19 protein-coding genes and 3 pseudogenes are annotated in these 17,460 nt (G+C 61.3%); 9 read left to right on the top strand and 13 right to left on the bottom strand.

Going from position 1 to position 17,460, the window contains the following annotated elements; genetic code table 11:
• Positions 1 to 288: 288 nt before the first annotated feature.
• Positions 289 to 1,089: a YkgJ family cysteine cluster protein gene (locus P3T16_RS04005; RefSeq protein ID WP_429341248.1), complete on the bottom strand. Its 801-nt coding sequence runs from the start codon at positions 1,087 to 1,089 to the stop codon at positions 289 to 291.
• A 23-nt stretch (positions 1,090 to 1,112) separates the two neighbouring features.
• The gene (locus tag P3T16_RS04000) at positions 1,113 to 1,394 is read right to left on the bottom strand and encodes an SDR family NAD(P)-dependent oxidoreductase (RefSeq protein WP_429341409.1); all 282 of its coding nucleotides are present in this window, start codon (positions 1,392 to 1,394) and stop codon (positions 1,113 to 1,115) included.
• Between the two features lie 25 nt (positions 1,395 to 1,419).
• Between P3T16_RS04000 and P3T16_RS03995 the strand changes: the two genes are divergently transcribed.
• The 3 genes and pseudogenes from P3T16_RS03995 to P3T16_RS03985 all read left to right on the top strand — a co-directional run bounded on the left by P3T16_RS03995 (position 1,420) and on the right by P3T16_RS03985 (position 2,672).
• On the top strand, positions 1,420 to 1,695 hold the full coding sequence (locus P3T16_RS03995) for a hypothetical protein (protein WP_429341247.1): 276 nt from the start codon (positions 1,420 to 1,422) through the stop codon (positions 1,693 to 1,695).
• Positions 1,696 to 1,712: 17 nt separating this feature from the next.
• A pseudogene (locus P3T16_RS03990) lies at positions 1,713 to 1,931 on the top strand (tyrosine-type recombinase/integrase); the annotation flags it as partial.
• A 111-nt stretch (positions 1,932 to 2,042) separates the two neighbouring features.
• A complete protein-coding gene (locus P3T16_RS03985; protein ID WP_429254312.1) occupies positions 2,043 to 2,672 on the top strand; it encodes a helix-turn-helix domain-containing protein in 630 nt (209 codons plus the stop codon).
• Between the two features lie 34 nt (positions 2,673 to 2,706).
• Here P3T16_RS03985 and P3T16_RS03980 read toward each other — a convergent pair whose 3' ends face one another.
• Positions 2,707 to 3,825 (bottom strand): 4-hydroxyphenylpyruvate dioxygenase family protein, encoded by a 1,119-nt coding sequence (locus P3T16_RS03980; protein WP_429341246.1) that lies wholly within the window; start codon positions 3,823 to 3,825, stop codon positions 2,707 to 2,709.
• 181 nt (positions 3,826 to 4,006) lie between these two features.
• Positions 4,007 to 4,987, bottom strand: coding sequence for a pca operon transcription factor PcaQ (pcaQ, locus tag P3T16_RS03975; RefSeq protein WP_429341245.1), 981 nt, complete (start codon positions 4,985 to 4,987; stop codon positions 4,007 to 4,009).
• A gap of 106 nt (positions 4,988 to 5,093) precedes the next feature.
• Between pcaQ and pcaH the strand changes: the two genes are divergently transcribed.
• Both pcaH and pcaG read left to right on the top strand, forming a co-directional pair.
• Positions 5,094 to 5,801: a protocatechuate 3,4-dioxygenase subunit beta gene (pcaH, locus tag P3T16_RS03970; protein ID WP_429254309.1), complete on the top strand. Its 708-nt coding sequence runs from the start codon at positions 5,094 to 5,096 to the stop codon at positions 5,799 to 5,801.
• A complete protein-coding gene (gene pcaG, locus P3T16_RS03965; RefSeq protein ID WP_429254518.1) occupies positions 5,801 to 6,391 on the top strand; it encodes a protocatechuate 3,4-dioxygenase subunit alpha in 591 nt (196 codons plus the stop codon). The genes pcaH and pcaG overlap by 1 nt, the downstream gene beginning before the upstream one ends.
• Before the next feature lie 448 nt (positions 6,392 to 6,839).
• On the opposite strand, the gene P3T16_RS03960 is transcribed toward pcaG, so the two are convergent.
• The 3 genes and pseudogenes from P3T16_RS03960 to P3T16_RS03950 all read right to left on the bottom strand — a co-directional run bounded on the left by P3T16_RS03960 (position 6,840) and on the right by P3T16_RS03950 (position 9,499).
• On the bottom strand, positions 6,840 to 7,622 hold the full coding sequence (locus P3T16_RS03960) for a class II aldolase/adducin family protein (protein ID WP_429341244.1): 783 nt from the start codon (positions 7,620 to 7,622) through the stop codon (positions 6,840 to 6,842).
• Between the two features lie 36 nt (positions 7,623 to 7,658).
• A complete protein-coding gene (locus P3T16_RS03955; RefSeq protein WP_429254307.1) occupies positions 7,659 to 7,922 on the bottom strand; it encodes an H-NS family nucleoid-associated regulatory protein in 264 nt (87 codons plus the stop codon).
• 254 nt (positions 7,923 to 8,176) lie between these two features.
• Positions 8,177 to 9,499 (bottom strand): annotated as a pseudogene (locus P3T16_RS03950) (sugar efflux transporter).
• A gap of 356 nt (positions 9,500 to 9,855) precedes the next feature.
• On the opposite strand from P3T16_RS03950, the gene P3T16_RS03945 reads away from it, so the two are divergent.
• The gene (locus P3T16_RS03945; protein WP_429254305.1) at positions 9,856 to 10,752 is read left to right on the top strand and encodes an isocitrate lyase/PEP mutase family protein; all 897 of its coding nucleotides are present in this window, start codon (positions 9,856 to 9,858) and stop codon (positions 10,750 to 10,752) included.
• Positions 10,753 to 10,764: 12 nt separating this feature from the next.
• Positions 10,765 to 10,980: pseudogene (locus P3T16_RS03940) on the top strand (MFS transporter); the annotation flags it as partial.
• Between the two features lie 21 nt (positions 10,981 to 11,001).
• Here P3T16_RS03940 and P3T16_RS03935 read toward each other — a convergent pair.
• Positions 11,002 to 12,480 (bottom strand): YncE family protein, encoded by a 1,479-nt coding sequence (locus P3T16_RS03935; RefSeq protein ID WP_429341243.1) that lies wholly within the window; start codon positions 12,478 to 12,480, stop codon positions 11,002 to 11,004.
• Positions 12,480 to 13,016, bottom strand: a complete 537-nt coding sequence (locus P3T16_RS03930) for a DUF305 domain-containing protein (protein WP_429341242.1) — start codon at positions 13,014 to 13,016, stop codon at positions 12,480 to 12,482. Before P3T16_RS03930 ends, P3T16_RS03935 begins: the two co-directional genes overlap by 1 nt.
• A gap of 160 nt (positions 13,017 to 13,176) precedes the next feature.
• Between P3T16_RS03930 and P3T16_RS03925 the strand changes: the two genes are divergently transcribed.
• Positions 13,177 to 14,109, top strand: coding sequence for a LysR family transcriptional regulator (locus tag P3T16_RS03925; protein ID WP_429341241.1), 933 nt, complete (start codon positions 13,177 to 13,179; stop codon positions 14,107 to 14,109).
• Between the two features lie 33 nt (positions 14,110 to 14,142).
• On the opposite strand, the gene P3T16_RS03920 is transcribed toward P3T16_RS03925, so the two are convergent.
• The 3 genes from P3T16_RS03920 to P3T16_RS03910 form a co-directional block, all read right to left on the bottom strand.
• Positions 14,143 to 15,003: an anti-sigma factor family protein gene (locus P3T16_RS03920; RefSeq protein ID WP_429341240.1), complete on the bottom strand. Its 861-nt coding sequence runs from the start codon at positions 15,001 to 15,003 to the stop codon at positions 14,143 to 14,145.
• The gene (locus P3T16_RS03915; RefSeq protein WP_429341239.1) at positions 15,000 to 15,518 is read right to left on the bottom strand and encodes an RNA polymerase sigma factor; all 519 of its coding nucleotides are present in this window, start codon (positions 15,516 to 15,518) and stop codon (positions 15,000 to 15,002) included. The genes P3T16_RS03920 and P3T16_RS03915 overlap by 4 nt, the downstream gene beginning before the upstream one ends.
• Positions 15,519 to 15,648: 130 nt before the next feature.
• Positions 15,649 to 16,374: an anti-sigma factor family protein gene (locus tag P3T16_RS03910; RefSeq protein WP_429341238.1), complete on the bottom strand. Its 726-nt coding sequence runs from the start codon at positions 16,372 to 16,374 to the stop codon at positions 15,649 to 15,651.
• Positions 16,375 to 16,656: 282 nt separating this feature from the next.
• On the opposite strand from P3T16_RS03910, the gene P3T16_RS03905 reads away from it, so the two are divergent.
• The gene (locus P3T16_RS03905; protein WP_429254517.1) at positions 16,657 to 16,923 is read left to right on the top strand and encodes a DUF4148 domain-containing protein; all 267 of its coding nucleotides are present in this window, start codon (positions 16,657 to 16,659) and stop codon (positions 16,921 to 16,923) included.
• A 190-nt stretch (positions 16,924 to 17,113) separates the two neighbouring features.
• On the opposite strand, the gene P3T16_RS03900 is transcribed toward P3T16_RS03905, so the two are convergent.
• Complete coding sequence (locus tag P3T16_RS03900) at positions 17,114 to 17,311, bottom strand: DUF3562 domain-containing protein (RefSeq protein ID WP_429341237.1); 198 nt, start codon at positions 17,309 to 17,311, stop codon at positions 17,114 to 17,116.
• Positions 17,312 to 17,460 lie beyond the last annotated feature (149 nt).

Genomic DNA, 17,460 nt, shown 5'->3' with positions numbered 1-17,460 from the left:
TCGCACTTCAAGGTATCGCGGTGGTAACGGGTCGGCTACGGAAGCTTGAGACTGATGCGTCGTAGCGGCCCGCTCGACCGGCTTCGATTTCCGGGTTCGGACATTTAGAGACCATCGACGTACCTCACACAACGTCAAAAGCTCGTCCGCCAACGGCCACTCCACTTCGGCCACGTTCGCGCCACCAGATAGCTGATGTCCATGGCCCCCGGGCTTCATTGAGCGTTACTCGACGCGTTGTACGACATCGGTTCGGGTCTGCTGACGGCGCGCGTTCGAGCTCGTGGCCTAACGTTTGTCCACGGACATTTGACCGTTGCCCAATGACGACGGGAAAAAACCACGATATCTGAACGTTTTATCTGCTGTGGACTGGTCGGGACAACCGATCGCACCGACAGACGCGAGTGTCTCCATAGTCGTGGGACGATTGGAAACGAACGTCCATTGCGCCGATTCGTCATCCGGCAGCGGTGACGCGCAGCACTGCTCCAGTGCAGCTAGCAGGGGTTCGCGGTCCGGTGTATGAATGACGAATCCCTCGTTCGCCAGCGCGGCATGATCGAGTCCGAGCTCACGGCAAATCCGCATCCGCAACGGCGCTTCCGACTGGTTGGCGAGACGCGACTGCCGGACGAGTTGACAGGTCGTCGCATCGACAAGGACGCCCTGCTGTTGTAATGGCTTCGTTTGCCACGCTTCCGGCGGACAGGCCTTGTTTTTCGGCACCAATGGTACGAAAGGGTTGATTTCCGCCGGATAGATTCTGCAGACCAACGGGCGTTCATCGTAAATACCGCAGAGCATGTCGGCGCGCAGATTGGGACACGCACCAGCGAACGCCGCGGTGAGAATGATCGAGACGCGCACCGGTAACGTTCCACTCATGGCGGCCGACGAACGCGCCCGTTTGTACGCTGCCTGCGCATTGTTGGGTTCAGGCTCGACCGGCCACGGAATAGCTTCGCAGAGGAACTCCAACTGCCCGCCACGTTTCAGCCAATCGATCGCCTCGGCGATTGTCAACGGCAGGCGCAAATCGTGGCAGCACTGGCCACATGTCGTACAGGCGAAATTGATATCGTCCACGCTGTTTGTCCCTTTAGGTTCGGTTACGTCGTGCCTAGTCGGGCCAGCGCCGAAATTCTTACAGGGACACAAGTGGAAAAGTTGAGGTGGTTGCCGTGATTCACTGGGCCGTATGCGCACTGCATCGGTTCTCTGGCTGGTACCCGGCCAGGGATCGAGCCGATATTCACAACCAGGCCGTCACCCTGTTTCCTGAAGGTCGGCAATAGGGCCCTCAGGGTTCGTTGGACGCCGAATACGTTCACGTCGAAGAGCGCGCGTACCTGTTCTGTCGTGAACGCTTCGGAAATGCCCGCTGAGCCGATAAGGAAGGAACCTCGCTATTGCTGGATGGCAAACGCTATCCTGCTTGCGCTCGTCACCGGTCAGAGACGTGAAGACGTCTCGGCTATGACCTTCGATCAGGCAAAGGACGGCTTTCTTTGGATCGAACAGAAGAAGACCGGAGCCAAGCTGCTCATTCCGATGACTTTGCGCCTGGACGCGATTGGCATGAGCGTTGCTGACGTGTTAAAGCAATGCCGGGACAGTGTAATTAGCAAGCGTGTGATCCATTTCGTGCGTGCCAATAGCGGAAGAAAGCCCGGGGATTCCCCCCCTCTCTAAATACGCTCAGCGCCGCATTCGCAGAATTTCGAGATCTCGTAAAAATTCAAGTTTCCGATGGGAAAACCCCGTCATCTTTTCACGAGATCAGATCTTTGCCGGTTCGCCTGTACACAGATCAATATGGACCGGACTTCGCGCAGGCGCTGATGGGACATCGTTCAGCCAGCATGACTGCCCTCTATCGGGACTCGAGGGGACGGGAATGGTCAGAAGTAACGCTCCGAAAGGGCTAGATTTCTGGATGGATTTTGGATGCCCCACGCCAGCAAACGGCGCCCGGCCGCACCAATGTTATGATCGGAAACACATTGCGCTGGAGAGCGCGCTTCCCTGTCACGCATTCCATGGATACCCACACCATCAAGCCGGCCGAATCGCCCCTTCCGGATCTCGGACGACGCGTCCGTGCCGCACGGGTCGCGCACGATCTGACGCTCGAAAACGCGAGCCGCCTGTGCGGCGTGTCGCGCTCGACGCTGTCGAAAGTGGAAAACGGCCTGATGTCGCCGACTTTCGACGTGCTGCAGAAAATCGTGAATGGCCTGAAGATCGATCTGGGCGAACTGTTCGGCTCGACGCCGAAAGTCAGCGCAAGCGGCCGGCGTGCGCTCACGCGCAAGGACGCCGGTCAACGTCACGCATATCGCGGCTATCAGATGGAACTGCTCGCCACCGATCTCGCGCACAAGGCGATGCTGCCGTTTCGCATCCGCATTTCGGCGCACACGCTGGATGCCTTCGACGACTGGGGTCGTCACGAAGGAGAAGAATTCCTGTATGTGATCAGCGGCAGCGTCTGCCTTTATTCCGAGCTGTACGCACCGACTCACCTGAACGCCGGCGACAGCCTCTATTTCGACAGCCGCACGGGTCACGCAGCGGTGTCCACCAGCGATGAAGACGCAGAAGTGCTGTGGATGGCAACGGGTTCGGATGTACCGCAACCGCCATTGGAAGCGGCGCCGAAGAAATAGCCCTCGAAACGCGTGACGAAGACGCGCGGCGCGCTTAACGCGCCTCTGCCAGCGCCTTGAGATTGCCTTCGCCGAAACCGTGATGTCCGCGGCGCTGCACGATCTCGAAGAAAATCTCGCCCGCGTTGCGTTTGATAAACGTCTGGAAGAAAAGCAACGGTACGCCGTCAGGCCCGATTTCGCCGTCGACAAGAATGCGGCCGCGCCGCAGCCGCTCGATATTGAGCCCGTGTCCGGGCAGCCGCGCATCGATCTGCTCGTAGTAGCGCGGCGGTGGCTCGACGAAGGCCAGACCATTCGCGATCATCGCTTCGACACACGCGAAAATATCGTTGGTCGCGAGCGCGATGTGCTGGACACCTTCGCCCGGATGATCGGGCAGATAGTCGTGCATCAGGTTCGTACGCGGCGTGCCTTCCTCGTAGAGCGGAATACGGATCGCGCCGCACGGCGACACCATCACGCGCGAATCCGCCGAAACGTGCCAGTTCGCGTGCAACTCGTGAATCTCGCGAAAATTGAGCAGGCCGCGATAGAAGTCGAGCCACTCCTGCATGCGGCCCGCGCCGACGGTTTGCGTCAGATGATCGACCGCGACGAGACCCGTGCCCGCGTGACTCAGATCGGCGTGCGCCGTGTCGATGTCGATCGGACGGAAGTCGATGTCGAAGATCGAGATATCGCCGAGGCCGCCCTGTTGCCCACCGCGTCCGCGCCAGCGGTCGACGAAGTAGATATGTGAATCACCGATGCCCTGAATCGCGGGAATCCACAGTTCGTTTCTGCCGACATTCTCGCCCTCGAATTCCCAGGCACCGAATTCAATCGCGCGATCGAACGCCTGCTGCGCATTGGCCACACGAATACCGATCGCGCACACGCCCGTGCCGTATTCCTCCGCATAGCGCGACGCGAACGAATCCGGCTCGGCATTCAGCAGGAAATTCATTTCGCCCTGACGGAACAGCGTGACGTCCTTGCTGACGTGACGGGCGATCGCCTTGAAGCCGAGCTGCGTGAACGTGCGGCCGAGTGCCTGCGGATCGCGCGCGGCGAACTCCACGAACTCGAGACCGGCCGTGCCGAGCGGATTGTGCTCGACATCGGCAATGGCGCTGGCGGCAGCGGTCGGACTGGGCAGATCGCTGGGCATGACTTTCTCCTTTGACTGATGCGGTAACGCGTGACTGACCGTACGCGGCGACGACCGGCAACCGCCTCGCCGCCATTCGAACCGTGTTTGTACACCGTCCGCATGACCTCCCGCAAGCCGCATTCTGTACCAGAGACGGTTCACGCGCGCAGGGTTTCGCTGCTCGCGTGCCGCCTCGCAATCAACGGGCCGGACTGCGGCGTTTCTGTGTGCGCGGTTTCGCGGCGGCTGGCGCGATGCGCTGCCGGGTCACGGCGCGCACGGCGTCGATCAGCGCGCGCGCAACCGGCGAAGGCTGCGTATCCGTGCGCAGAATCAGCCCGACGGGTTCTTCCGTGCCCGCGGACGGCAACGCGAGGCGTACCAGTTCACCGCGCGACAGATCGTATTCGACGGCACTCACGGGCACGAACCAGACGGCGTCGTTCTCGAGAGCCAACGCGCGTCCGACCGATACTGACAGCATCTCCACAAACGATTTTAACGGTGGCGCGCCCCACGCTGCGAGCAGGCTTTCGGCCGACTGCCGGATCAGCGTGCCGTACTGCGGCAGCACGACCGGGAAACCTTCGAGCAGCGCAGCCGGCGGTGCGGTGCGCGTAGCGAGCGGATGCCCGGCGCGCACGACGGCGATCAGCGGCTCGCGATACAACTGCTCGAAGCTGAGGCCAACCATCCGCTCCGGATCGGCGAGACGCCCGATCGCGCATTCGATCGCGCCCGCCTTGAGCCGCGCGAGCAGCTCCGTATTCGACGCCGTCATGAGCCGCACGACGACCTGTGGCCACTGCGTCGCGAAACGTTTCAGCACGGGCGGGACGAGCGCGTTCGCGACCGTCGGCAGAATGCCGACGTCGAGCGTGGCGGCCGCGGCGCCCTCTTCGCGCGCCAGCAGATCGACGCCCTGCCGCAGCGCGCTGACGCAGGCGCTCGCGTGCGGCATGAACAGTTGCCCTTCACGCGTGGGCACCGCGCCATGCCGGCCGCGCTCGAACAGCCGCACGCCGAGAATCGACTCGAGCTCGGCGACCGTCTTCGAGACGGCCGGCTGCGTGATCGACAGGCTTTCCGCGGCCTTCTGCACGCCGCCGAACTGCGCGACGGCAAGGAAGCACTGGAGATGACGGAATTTGACGCGGCTATCCGCGAGACTGCGTTGCATAACGACAGGTTATACGAAAGACAAGAAAACGTCATTTTGCATAACCTCTCAGGTTAGATAAAGTCGCAACACACCCAGCAATCAAATCAACATCAGGAGACAGCCGATGGACGATTCTCTTCTTCTCGCGCCGCGCGACTTCGCGTCTCATCCGGCGTATGTCTACCCCGGATATGGTTCTTCCGTGAAACGCGGGCCGACCCGCCCGCTGATTCCGCTGAAGGAGCGGCTGCGCGACCAGTACGTACCGGTGTATGGCGCCGAAGACCTTGGCGCGCTCGACAACGACCTCACGCGCAACGCCGCACGAAATGGCGCGCCGCTTGGCGAGCGCATCATCGTGACGGGCCGCGTGCTCGATGAAGGTGGCCGGCCGGTGCGCAATACGCTGGTCGAAGTGTGGCAGGCGAACGCCGCGGGGCGCTACGTCCACAAGACGGACCAGCATGACGCGCCGCTCGACCCGAACTTCCTGGGCGCGGGCCGTTGCCTGACGGACGACGATGGCCGCTACCGTTTCATGACGATCAAGCCTGGTGCTTATCCGTGGGGCAACCATCCGAACGCGTGGCGCCCCAATCACATTCACTTTTCTCTCTTCGGCGACCACTTCGGCTCGCGCCTTGTGACGCAGATGTATTTTCCTGGCGACCCGTTGCTTGCTTTCGATCCAATCTTCCAGGGCACACCCGAGCAGGCTCGCGAGCGGCTGATTTCGCGCTTCTCGCTGGACACGACTGAAGAGGGCTTTGCGCTTGGCTACGAGTTCGACATCGTGCTGCGCGGCCGCGACGAAACCCCGATGGAGCGTTGATCATGACCCTCAAACAAACGCCTTCGCAGACGGTCGGCCCGTACTTCGCCTACGGACTGTGTCCTGAGCAATACAACTTCGATCTGAAGAGCCTCTTCACGACGACCCTTGTGGACCACGAGACACCGGGCGAGCACATCACGATCGTGGGCCAGGTCTTTGACGGCGACGGCAAGGTGATTGGCGACGCGATGATCGAGATGTCGCAGGTGGACGCTGACGGAAACTACCCGAAATCGCACGCGGACATCAAAAGCTCGGGCTTCCGCGGCTTTGCGCGGGTCGGCACGGGAACGGACCCGGAAAAGCGGTTCATCGTGCAGACGGTCAAGCCAGGAACGCCCGACGGGAGCGACGCACCGCACGTGAACGTGATTGTGCTGATGCGCGGGATGCTGCTACACACATTCACGCGTCTCTATTTCGAGGACGAAGCGGAAGCAAACAAAAAGGATCCGGTGCTGTCATCGGTCCCGGCGGACCGCCGCCACACGTTGATTGCACGCCGGGAAACGGCGGTGGGCAACCCGGTATATCGCTTTGACATTCATATGCAGGGCGAGAACGAGACAGTGTTCTTCGATCTGTGAGGAATGAGGCGTGGGGCGCGACGCGCAACAGCGAGCGCTTCACGAGGGGTTTTCACGAAAGTTTCACATGACCGCATCAAGATGCCCCTGCGAAAGATTTCGCATAACTCCAACGTAACCTTTAGCCCGCCGCGAGCGGGCTTTTTTTTTGCAAGAACGGACGCACGGCGACGCACGCAGTGCGAAGTCGGGTGAATGACTGCCTTGTCACGGGCGTGGAGAGTGCGAGGGACGGAATCGCGCGGGGACCAAAGGAGGGGATGCCGTGAGGGCGACACCTACAGGTGGCCATTCCCCGCAACTCAGACGCGTTTGAAAATCGGGCGTATCGAAGCGCCTTTCTTTTGCCTACTTTTCTTTGGAAGACAAAGAAAAGTAGGTGCCGCCCCGCACAGGGGCGACGCTAATAAACCAAAAACACAACAAGGAAAGTCCAAAAAAACCCGACCTAACTCCGATAATCAACCAAACCCCCAGCAACAAGCCTCAAAGCCGCCTGCCAGGCAAGCTCCGCGATCCCATCAGAATCATCTCGCTGAAACTGCCCAGCAGTCAGCCTGCAAACAGATTCAGAAGGAACCAGCAACTCAGCGCCCCCAGCGAGCGCCTGAACCTGAATCTGACAAGCCCGCTCAAGAAAGTGAATCTCCTGAAAAGCCAGAGCAGCAGACCGACCACCCACAAGCAACCCATGGTTCCTCAAAACCATGGCATTAAAAGAACCCAGATCAGCAACAAGCCGCTCGCGCTCAGCGAGATCCAGCGCGATCCCTTCATAATCGTGATACGCGAGGCACCCATAAAACTTGAGCGCATGCTGACTGATGGGCAGCAACCCCTGCTTCTGCGCAGCCACAGCCGACCCAGCCGCAGTATGCGTATGAATAACAAAATGCAGATCGGGCCGCGCAGCATGCACCGCCGAATGAATCGTAAACCCCGCCGCATTCACACGATACAAAGCCGGATCACGCGCGGCGCTAACCGCGTCCACCACCCGCCCGTCGCCATCGATCTTCACCAGATCGGAAGCGCGCATTTCATCGAACAGCACGCCGTAGCGATTAATCAGAAAATGATGTTCAGGACCGGGCACGCGCGCAGTGATATGCGTATCGATGAGGTCCGTCATGCGGAAATGGGCAATCAAACGATAGAGTGCTGCAAGATCACAGCGTGTAGCCCATTCTTCTGCACTGAAAGTGGGCGAAGGCGCGACCGTGGCCATCATGTCTCTCCGTAAAACGAGTGCCCGCAGCGCTTTAATTCAGCACCTGAAATGATCGATATTCTGCCCGGCGTGAATGGCGCGCGTCAGCCACTCCGGCCTGTCGCCCTCACCGTCCCAGGTATTCCCATACGCATCGCGATACATCGGCGCCTTTATTGCGGCTGCGTCGGCTTCAATGGCTGCCGCCAGATCCGCCATTGTGATGCCGTACTCATCCATGCGGCGGCGTATCCACACGATCAATCGATCGCGCGCTTCTCCGTCGGCGTCGAACATCCGCTGTTCCTCCCGCTCCATCATGATGCACCGCCCTCCTTGCGGAAAATGCGTGCGCTGAAAAGACAAAGGCCTCGCAATTGCCAGCGAAGCCTTTTATTGGTGTTGACGCGGCCCCGGTGAATTCGCTTCACGCGTCACTCCCGGCAAAAACCGGTTCCGAAACGATGTCGGGCCAGTCAACATGTCAGAAAAATCCGGTCGGCAATGGCGATCCGGATGACCCCGGTGTCGCAATTGTAAATCAAGGCGCGGCGCGGCGTTCAGAAGATGCGCCACTATCGCCCCGGCGCGCGCCGTCCGGCGAGTTTTTGCTCGATATATCGCCGGATCGCGCGCGCCATCAACGGATATCGCCACCCCGGAACAGCAAACAGCACCAGCGCGCCTAGCGCCAGCAGGCCGCAAAACACGAACGTGCCGCGATAACCGAACGCTTCGACGAGCAACCCGGACAGCACGCCCGACAGAATCGACCCGAGCCTCGCCGCATTAAAGAACAGCGCGGTCGCCCTGCCCGGCGACGCCGGCATCAGATCCTGCACATAAGTCATGCCAAGGCACGACGTAACCGCGACGACGAACGCGTTGAGCAGCTACATCGGAATCAGCACGCTCACGTTGCCGGCAAGCGACATCCCGACGAAATACACCGCATGCACCGCCGCACATGCGGCCAGCCAGTTCGGTTTGTGCAATGTGGACGACCGTGCGCCAAGCGCGAGCATCATCGGAATTTCGCTCAATGCGCCGAGCCCGAGCATGATCGATACGTCGATGCGCGAGCCGTTCAATCCGTGCACGATGTACAGCGGCAGCACGATCATGGTTGCATTCGCGGCGAGACCGATCAGCGTCAGCGCCACGACTGCGCGCCAGATGTCGTTTGGCGAGGCCGCCGCGATGCCCTCCTCGTGGGCGTCTTCGGAAGGCGATTTCAGCGGCGGCACCGTGATCGACGATGACGGCTCAGACGCGGTGTCCTCCACCGTGTGGTCGCCCAGATGACCGGTGGGCTCCTGCGTGCGTGAGACGATCGCCGCGCACGCCGCGAAGCTGGCGGCGGCGAACAGAAAAAGCCCGTAAAAACCGGTGCCCGCCAGCACGAGCGCGCCCACGGCCGGCCCGAAAACCCATGCGCCCGACAGAATCGTGCGCAGTGAGGCGCTGGCGAACGCACGTTCTGCTTCGTTGGGCACGGGCAACGCGGCGCGGCTGAACGAGAACACCAGCGAAATCGCCGAACTGCCCGCGCCGATGAACACGATACCCACAACCAGCAGCAGCCGGTAATCGCGGACCACGCACAGACACAGGTAGCCGAGCGTCGCCGCCGCAAGCGAGGCCAGCAGGAGCGGCCGGTGGCGCCCGCTTGCGTCGCTCCAGCGTCCGGCGAGCGTGCTTGCCAGTACGCCGCTTGCCGCGATCAGCGTCATGAAAAGCCCGAGGCGGAACGGCGTCATGCCTGCACGTTCGACACCGAACAGCGACAGATACGGGGCAGTAAACGACATCGCTACGCCGAGCATCAGGGTTGCGCCCGCAAGCGGCTTGAAGCCGGGTATGCGCAACAGATCGAAAAAACGCGAGGTCTTCAGCACGGCGCAGAGGTAGTTGAATGCACAACAAAGGGCGCAACACAGGGCACAGCGCGAGGTACGACCATCAGGGAAGGCAGGCCGGCATCATCCGTGGAGCAACCGGTCGTGCTGGATGACGGAGCATTATCGGGTGTACCGGTCCCATCGGTAAACCCGTAGACCGGGTTCCCAACATGCGTGTTCCCTCTATGGGCGAATGTCGGACCTTCGTATCGATAGCGCTGCGCTGTAGCACGCAGGCAACGGGCGGGTGGTTCATAATCCGGTGGATCGTTGCAGCCACCCCGGATTGCGGCCGACTGGCACAGATTCTGCGGCGCGGGCTGAATCACCGAACTTCAACCGGACTCACCATCATGCCAACATCATCTGTCAGCCGCCGCGCTGCATTCCGACGCAGTGTGAATGAACGCCGGGGCCTGCTCGTGCCGGGCGCGTTCAATGCGATGAGCGCGCGCATCATCGAGGACGCCGGCTTCGAGGCGCTTTACCTCACCGGCGCGGGCGTCACGAACATGTCGCTCGGGTTGCCCGACCTGGGCTTCATCGGCCTGAACGAAATCGCCGAACACACCGCGCGGGTGCGCGACGCGGTCGAGCTGCCGCTGATCGTCGATGCCGATACCGGTTTCGGCAATGCGCTGAACGTCCGCCACACAGTGCGCGTGCTGGAGCGCAGCGGCGCGGACGCGATCCAGTTCGAAGACCAGGTGATGCCGAAGAAATGCGGTCACTTCGCAGGCAAGGAAGTCGTCTCCACGGGCGAGATGGTCGGCAAGATCCACGCAGCAGTCGACGCGCGCGAAGACGGCAACCTGCAGATCATCGCGCGCACCGATGCAGCCGCCGTGGAAGGCATCGAAGCGGCGATCGAGCGCGGCCATCGTTTTGTCGAAGCCGGCGCGGACATCCTCTTTATCGAAGCCACCGAGTCGCTCGCCGATATCGAACGTCTGCCGGGTCTCTTTGCAACGACGCCGCAGCTCGTCAACATCGTGATCGGCGGCAAGACGCCCGTGCAGTCACGCGATGTGCTCGGCAAGCTCGGCTACGGTATCGTCCTGTACGCAAACGCGGCGCTCCAGGGCGCGGTGCTCGGCATGCAGCGTGCGCTCGGTTCACTGAAACAGAACGGACGCCTCGATGAAGATCCTTCGCTCGTGGTCCCGTTCAACGAACGTCAGCGACTCGTCAACAAACCGCTCTATGACCAGCTCGACAAGCAATACGCTGCGGTCGAAAAAGACAGATAACGCTCGCTCGGAATCATCGGCATTGGATTGCTCACACCCGCGTCACCTCTTGCGCTGGTGCTGATCGTCATCTTTATCTATGGCGTCGGGCGCTCGATGCCGTTTTCGCTGCTCGCGACGCTGGCCTATGCCGATGTGCCGCCACCGCAGATGAACGCAGCCAGCACGCTGTGGAGCGCTGCTGCCCAGATGAGCATCGGTCTTGGCATCGCGTTCGGCGCGGTGTCGCGCGTTCTCAGACGGCGACTGTTACAACCCCTGCACCTGAACCGGCGCGCCAGGTTTGCCGGCCATCGAAGGCGCGATCACCAGATAGCGACGCCTGTCAGTCGTCGTTGAGCCATTCGTCGTGACCACCTGACGGATCTGTCCAATCGCGTTGACGATCGCCGAGCCCGCAGGGTTCGTCATGAACGATGCTAGCGCATCGATATTGCCGCTGCCGTCCGGTGCGTCGGCAAGGCCGAGCACATACGGCTGCTTCGGCTGCAGACCCGTAACCGACGCCTGCAATACCTGCAGCAGACCCTGATCGAAGAGCGCCACGCTTGTGGGCGCCATCGTGTCATTGCCGGACTTGTTCGCGCCTGCCGGTACGAGCGTCAAATGTGCGGCCTGCCCCGCTACGCCGAGTGGCTGCGTATTTTGCGTACCGTCACCCTCGGGCACCGCATTCGGCACATAAGCGATCGCCTGCGGCGCCTGTCCGATCGGCACCGTCGCGACGACCTTGTTGGTCCGCGTATCGATCGCGGTCAACGCATCGGCGTTTTCGAGGCCGACGTAGATCCGGGTGCCATCGCCCGAAGGCCAGATACCGTGCGGCAGATTGCCGACCGGGATCGTCGCTACCTGCGTGTAATCGTCAGTGCGGAACACCTTCACCACGTTCTGGCCACCTACAGTGATATAGGCGAACGTCCCTTTAGCGTTGTGCGCGAAGTTCACGTGATTCGTGATCGGACCGGTATCGATGGTCTTCAGCAACGCGAACGGCGGACGCGCGTCGAATACCTGCGTCTTGCCGACGTCCTTGAGTGTGAACCACACCTGCTTGCCGTCCGGCGTCGCGGCGATGTTCGGACAGAACGGACTCGCCTGCTGCACCTTGCCGACGATCTGATGGTCCGCCACCGAGATCACATCGAGCTCAGGATTGAACGACGAACACACATAGCCGTATTTGCCATCCGGCGAGAAGATCTGCATGCCAGGACCGGCGGGCACCGTGATGCGCGTCTTCTCTTCATACGTTCTGGCGTCAAGTACCGAGACGTAATTTTCACCGCGCACGGTCACCCACACTTCACGGCCATCAGGCGTGAAGAACGCTTCGTGCGGTGAGCGACCGACATACGTTGTGTGCTTCACGGCATTCGTCTGCGTGTCGATGAACGTCACCGAATTCGAACCGATCGACACGACTGCAAGCGTGCGATGGTCCGGCGAAAAACCCATGCCGTGCACAAGCACCTGCCCGTGATACAACGGGCTGAAGTTACCCGGCGACGGATCACCCAGACGAATCACGCCGACCAGTGTGTTGTCGACAGGATCGGTGATGGAAACCGTATTGGAGAACTGCTCGGCCGCGTAGACGCGATCGTGGTGGCTCACCGGCACATCGGCATCGGCGAGTGCGCCAGGCGCCTGGCCGGCCCATGCAAACTGCGCGGCAGCCATCGCCGCGGCCGTGAGCATCGTCGCGAATAAGGAGGTGTGTTTCATCAGGGTTCCGTAGACATGTTCATGGATGGGCTCATCCGCGTATCGCCGTGCATGTGACTCATCGCGCCCATGCTGTGGCCGGACATCGAATGCGCGGGTGTGGATGCGGCATGCGGCGCCTGCTGCTGATCGGGTACAGGCGCCGAAGGCGGCAACGGCTGGTTGAGCGCGACACGCATCGCGACAATCTCCTGCTGCTGCTCGACGACGATCTCCTGCGCAATGCGGCGCAACTGCTCGTTGTGCCCGTGACGCAATTCCGCCTGCGCCATATCGATCGCGCCCTGATGGTGGGGAATCATCATCGCGACAAAATCCTCGTCGACATTGCCGGTCGGTTTGATCGACATGTCGTTCATCATCTTCGTCATCGCTTCATCGTTCTCCGACATGAACGATGATTCCTCAGTGACGCCAGCCTTGGGTCCGGCAGCGAACGCCGGCGATATCAGCACGCTGGATAACGCCAGCGCGAACGCGGACGCGAGCGCGGTGCCCGATATCGAATGCGCGCGACGATGTAATGGGGAATGCATGAACGGTATCTCCTCTGCCCGGAACTTTGGGGTGTGTTACTGACGCAAACACCACACTGACGCCGCTATTCCTCGCTCGACGCACTTTATCTGTCCATGCGCCGGCCATCGCGTTTCGCGATAGCATGGCGACCAGCGCAGCGACAACGGGAAACGGCGAATGGCTTTCGACGAGCGGGTGTTGAACGGAATGGGCGTGTTGACAGCGATCGTCGACAGCGGCAGTTTTGCGGCGGCGGCCGAGGCGCTCGATATGTCGCAATCTGGCGTGAGCCGCTCGGTTGCCCGGCTCGAAGCGCGGCTGGGTATCCGTCTCTTCGATCGTACGACGCGCTCGGTCACGCTCACCGACGAAGGACGGCGTTTCTACGAGCAGATCCAGCCGTTGCTGTCGGGTCTTGAAGAAGCAGCGGCTTCGGCTGCACTCGGTGCAACGGCCGTACGTGGACGTTTGCGCATCAACGTCGATCCGTTTTTTTCGCGGCTCTTTCTTGGGCCACGTCTCGGGACTTTCATGGAGCGTTATCCGGATCTGCACATCGACCTCGTGACGCGCGATCAGCTGGGCGACATGGTTGCGGATGGCTTCGATCTCGCGGTGCGTTTCGGCGAACCCCGTGCGTCGACGCTGATTGCCCGCAAGCTGCTGGACACGCGTGTGGTCACAGTCGCATCGCCGACGTATATCAAGCGGCACGGCCGTCCGCTCGCGCCCACGGATCTTGAACGCGAGCCGCACGTCTGCATCAAGTTTCGAGAGCCCGAAACCGGGCGGCCTTTTCCGTGGGAATTTCATCGCGGCAAGAAGAAGGTCGTCATCGAAGCGCGAGGACGTCTCACGATGAACGATGGCGGCACGTTGCATAGTGTGTGCCTTGCGGGATACGGCATCGCGCAGATTTTTGCGCTCGGCGCGGAGCAGCTGATCGCAAGCGGCAAGCTCGTCGACCTGTTTCCCGACTGGGCCGACGAGGTGTACCCGTTGTATGCGATCTATCCGTCGCGTCAGTATGCGCCCGCAAAAGTGCGGGCGTTTTTCGACTTCATCGCTTCGCTAACAGCTACCGCGTCCGAAGTTTCGACGTCTTCTTAAAGCGCACGCGGTTCACATAAGGCGTCGCGCGGATCAGTCCGTGCTCTTCAGCGCCGAAGCACTGGAAGGCGCCGTCCCATTCGCAGTCAATTGCGCATACACATCGTGCGACAGTTCGAGCAGCGCCTTGCGATCGATCCCGCCCGACACTGCATAGCCGAAGTCGCCGTCGACCCAGTAAAACACGTTCACGGGTCCGTCCTGGTAGAGCTTGAACGCCGTTGTATCCGCACTCACCTTGCGGTGCGAAATACACAACGTGATGCGCTCGCCCTTTGCGTCGTGATACATGAACTGCGCGACCGGCCCGTCGCTGCCCGGAAGCAGCCGTCCGCCCATCAACTCAAAACCGGTGCGCGTGAGAATCGGCGGACGCACGTTCGTGCCCATCCGGTTCGATACCCATGTCACCAGTTCCTGTTCACGATCGACGCCCACTTCCACCGGCCGCATCACTTCCGGTGCGTACATCACGTGCGCGATTGCGGACTGCCGCGCGAACAATTCCGCACCGTCCGCGCTGACCCGGTGTTCAAGCGCATCGCCCGCGCCGCCGGACGCCACTGTGGCGGCCTGCCGGCCCATATTGGTGCCCACGCCAATGCCCACACCCAGTACCAGCGTTGCGGCCATGGCGGCGAACTGCGGCCAGTTCAGTGCGTCGTGCCAGCTGCGCTTCACTGAAGGACGCAATCTCGCCGGCACCGGCTCGTTAAGCACGCGGTCGTAGCGTTCATGGAACATGTTATTCAGCGAAAAATAGTCGCTGACGCGCGCCGCCAGTTCGTCGTTCGTTTCCAGCAGCCGGTCGATTTCCTCGCGTCGATGCGCGGCCAGCGATCCGTCGACGTAGCTGTGCAGTTCTTCCTCGCTGATCTGCGGTTGTTCGTTCATCGCACCACCTTCAATTTCGCGCCCGGCTGCTTGCCCGACATCAGCGCACGCAGCCGCTCGCGTCCCCGAGACAGTCGTGACATCACGGTGCCGATCGGCACGCCGAGGGCCAACGCGACATCGGCATAGCTCATTTCTTCGAGCCCGACGAGCAGCACGACTTCGCGCTGCTCGTCGGGTAGACGCTGCAACGCAAAGTCGAGATCGCGCACCTCCAGCGACTGGGACTGATTGCCGGCGACAGCGAATTCGCTTTCCGGCACGGCGTTGTCGTCGACCGGGACGTGGACCGCGCGCGAGCCTGCCTTGCGAATCTGGTTGACGAATACGTTGTGCATGATCGTAAAGAGCCACGCACGCAGATCCGAGTCGGGGCGGAACTGGCCGGCATTACGCAGCGCACGCTCCAGCGTGTCCTGCACCAGATCGTCGGCCAGCTCGCGATTGTTGATCAGCGCACGTGCGTAACGACGCAGCCGCGGCACCTGATCTATCAAACCATCACGGACGCTCATCGCCCTTCCTTTTCCTTTCGGCGCCGGCGCTGCACGCGCAAACGCAACATGCCCAGTCATAGGGTGAACAGCGTGTGCAGCGCTTTATTCCCTCATGCCGCACTTTTTTCTTTCGAGCGGGGTGCGTGCGTCATCGCGCGGCCAGCAGGTCAGCCGCCCGCATCAGGCCACGCGCGTTGGCGCGGCCCGCGAGCACGTACCGCATGTGACCCGTGCTCCACTCCAGCACGCGGCTCTCGCCGACCCGCCGCGCCTGCCATTGCGGCTGCGCGGACGCTGTCAGATCCCGCACCGACAGCAGCACGGCCCGCTCGCCCGCTGCGTTGCAATAGACGAAACCGCGCGCCTGCGCGAACGGCCCGACGGGCAGCGTCGCGACGGCGATGGCGCGGAACCCGACGCGGGAAAGATCCGGCGCAGCGGCAAGTAACAACGCGTCGCGCGGCGCATCTGCCGGCGTATGCGACGCGATCGCCTGTTCGAGCGCCATCACTGCCGTCGCTTCGAGCGCCGCGCGCGGCACGCGCAACGCACAGAGTGCCCCTGCTGCTGCCGCAACCAGAAGCAGCGCGATCACCGCCATTCTGCGCACCCGCTGCCGCCACCAGCCAGCCAGCGACGCCACGTGTAGCGCACGCAACGAAAGCGGCGAACGGCCGGAATCGTCAGCCTCCTGAAAGCTCGAATGCATCCGCCAGTTGAGTGTGCCGTAAAACGCGACGCGGCGCGCTTCGTCGGGCCGTTCGTGCAAATAGCGCTGGATGCGCGCGGCGCGATCGGGCGCGAGCAGGCCGTCGACGAACGCCTGAATTTCGGCTTCGGAAACAACATCGGGAGAGTGTGGAACGGAGTGCATACGAGCTTCTACAGGAGGCGGGAGCCATCAACACGCCAACACACCCTGGTCTCGTTTTATTCCATCGAAAGCCGATTCTTTTCGCAGCGCCGCACTTCAAAAATGCTGTGGCCAGGTGTGTTAACACGAAGTCCGCCGTGTTTATTTCAGATCAGCTCGACCTCCTCTGCAGATTTTTATTTTTTTCATTTCGACCGGATTTTCAGCGTTTTTTCGGGAATTTCCGACGATCGGCGCGTGTTAATCCGGTTGCATCCCGCACAACACACTCAGGAGTTGAACATGAAAAAGCTTGCCATGATGTCCCTCTCGCTCGCACTGCTCGCATCATCGAGCGCATTTGCCGAAGGTAAGACTCGCGCGGAGGTTTATCAGGAGTTGATCGAAGCGCAACAGAATGGTCTGGCGTTCGTGACCGACGCCTCGTATCCCGATGTCAGCCCGGCTTTTGCGTCCACAGTCGAGCATATGAAAGCCGAGCGTCTCGCGAAACAGGGCGCGGCCAGCAATATGGCCAGTAACGCCAGCGCCGTGCCCGGCGTGCAGTGACTGTTGCGTCGCTACGGCGGCCGCATCAGGTGCGTCGACCGCCGTGGCTGCACGCGCCCAGGTCCAGCTGCGGACGGGCGATCTGTTCAGTATGTGGAGAAAACAACCGGATTCCGCCGCGCCAACTGCGTGACAACACCCGATAAAACGTGGCGTTTCGTGGCGATCTGGTGCGGATTATCCCGACTGTCTAGTGCTTTCCGCCAGACGGGTGGCGCAGATTTTCGCGTACACGCCTCGCGACGAGCACCGGCAGGAAATCGTGAATTCGTGCGCCGTCGTTGTATTGCGCCCATGTATCGGCGTACATCTTCGAGACGGTTTCGGCCGGCGTGCTGGTCTCTTCGGCGATTGCGTGTACAACTTCGTCGACGTTGGGTTGGGCCATGATAGTGCGCTCTCCAGAACAGGGACGGAAGATGGAAACGACAGGTAGAGGAGTCATTACAGGACGCAACCGCGAATGATGCAAATTGAATCCCTCTATCGGCCGCCAGATTGGCTTTCTGTGTTTCGCCTGGTGAGATTGTTCCAGTG

It is taken from the genome of Paraburkholderia sp. GAS42 (assembly GCF_050436565.1).
Taxonomy (GTDB): domain Bacteria; phylum Pseudomonadota; class Gammaproteobacteria; order Burkholderiales; family Burkholderiaceae; genus Paraburkholderia.
This window is presented reverse-complemented; position numbering and strand designations above follow the sequence as displayed.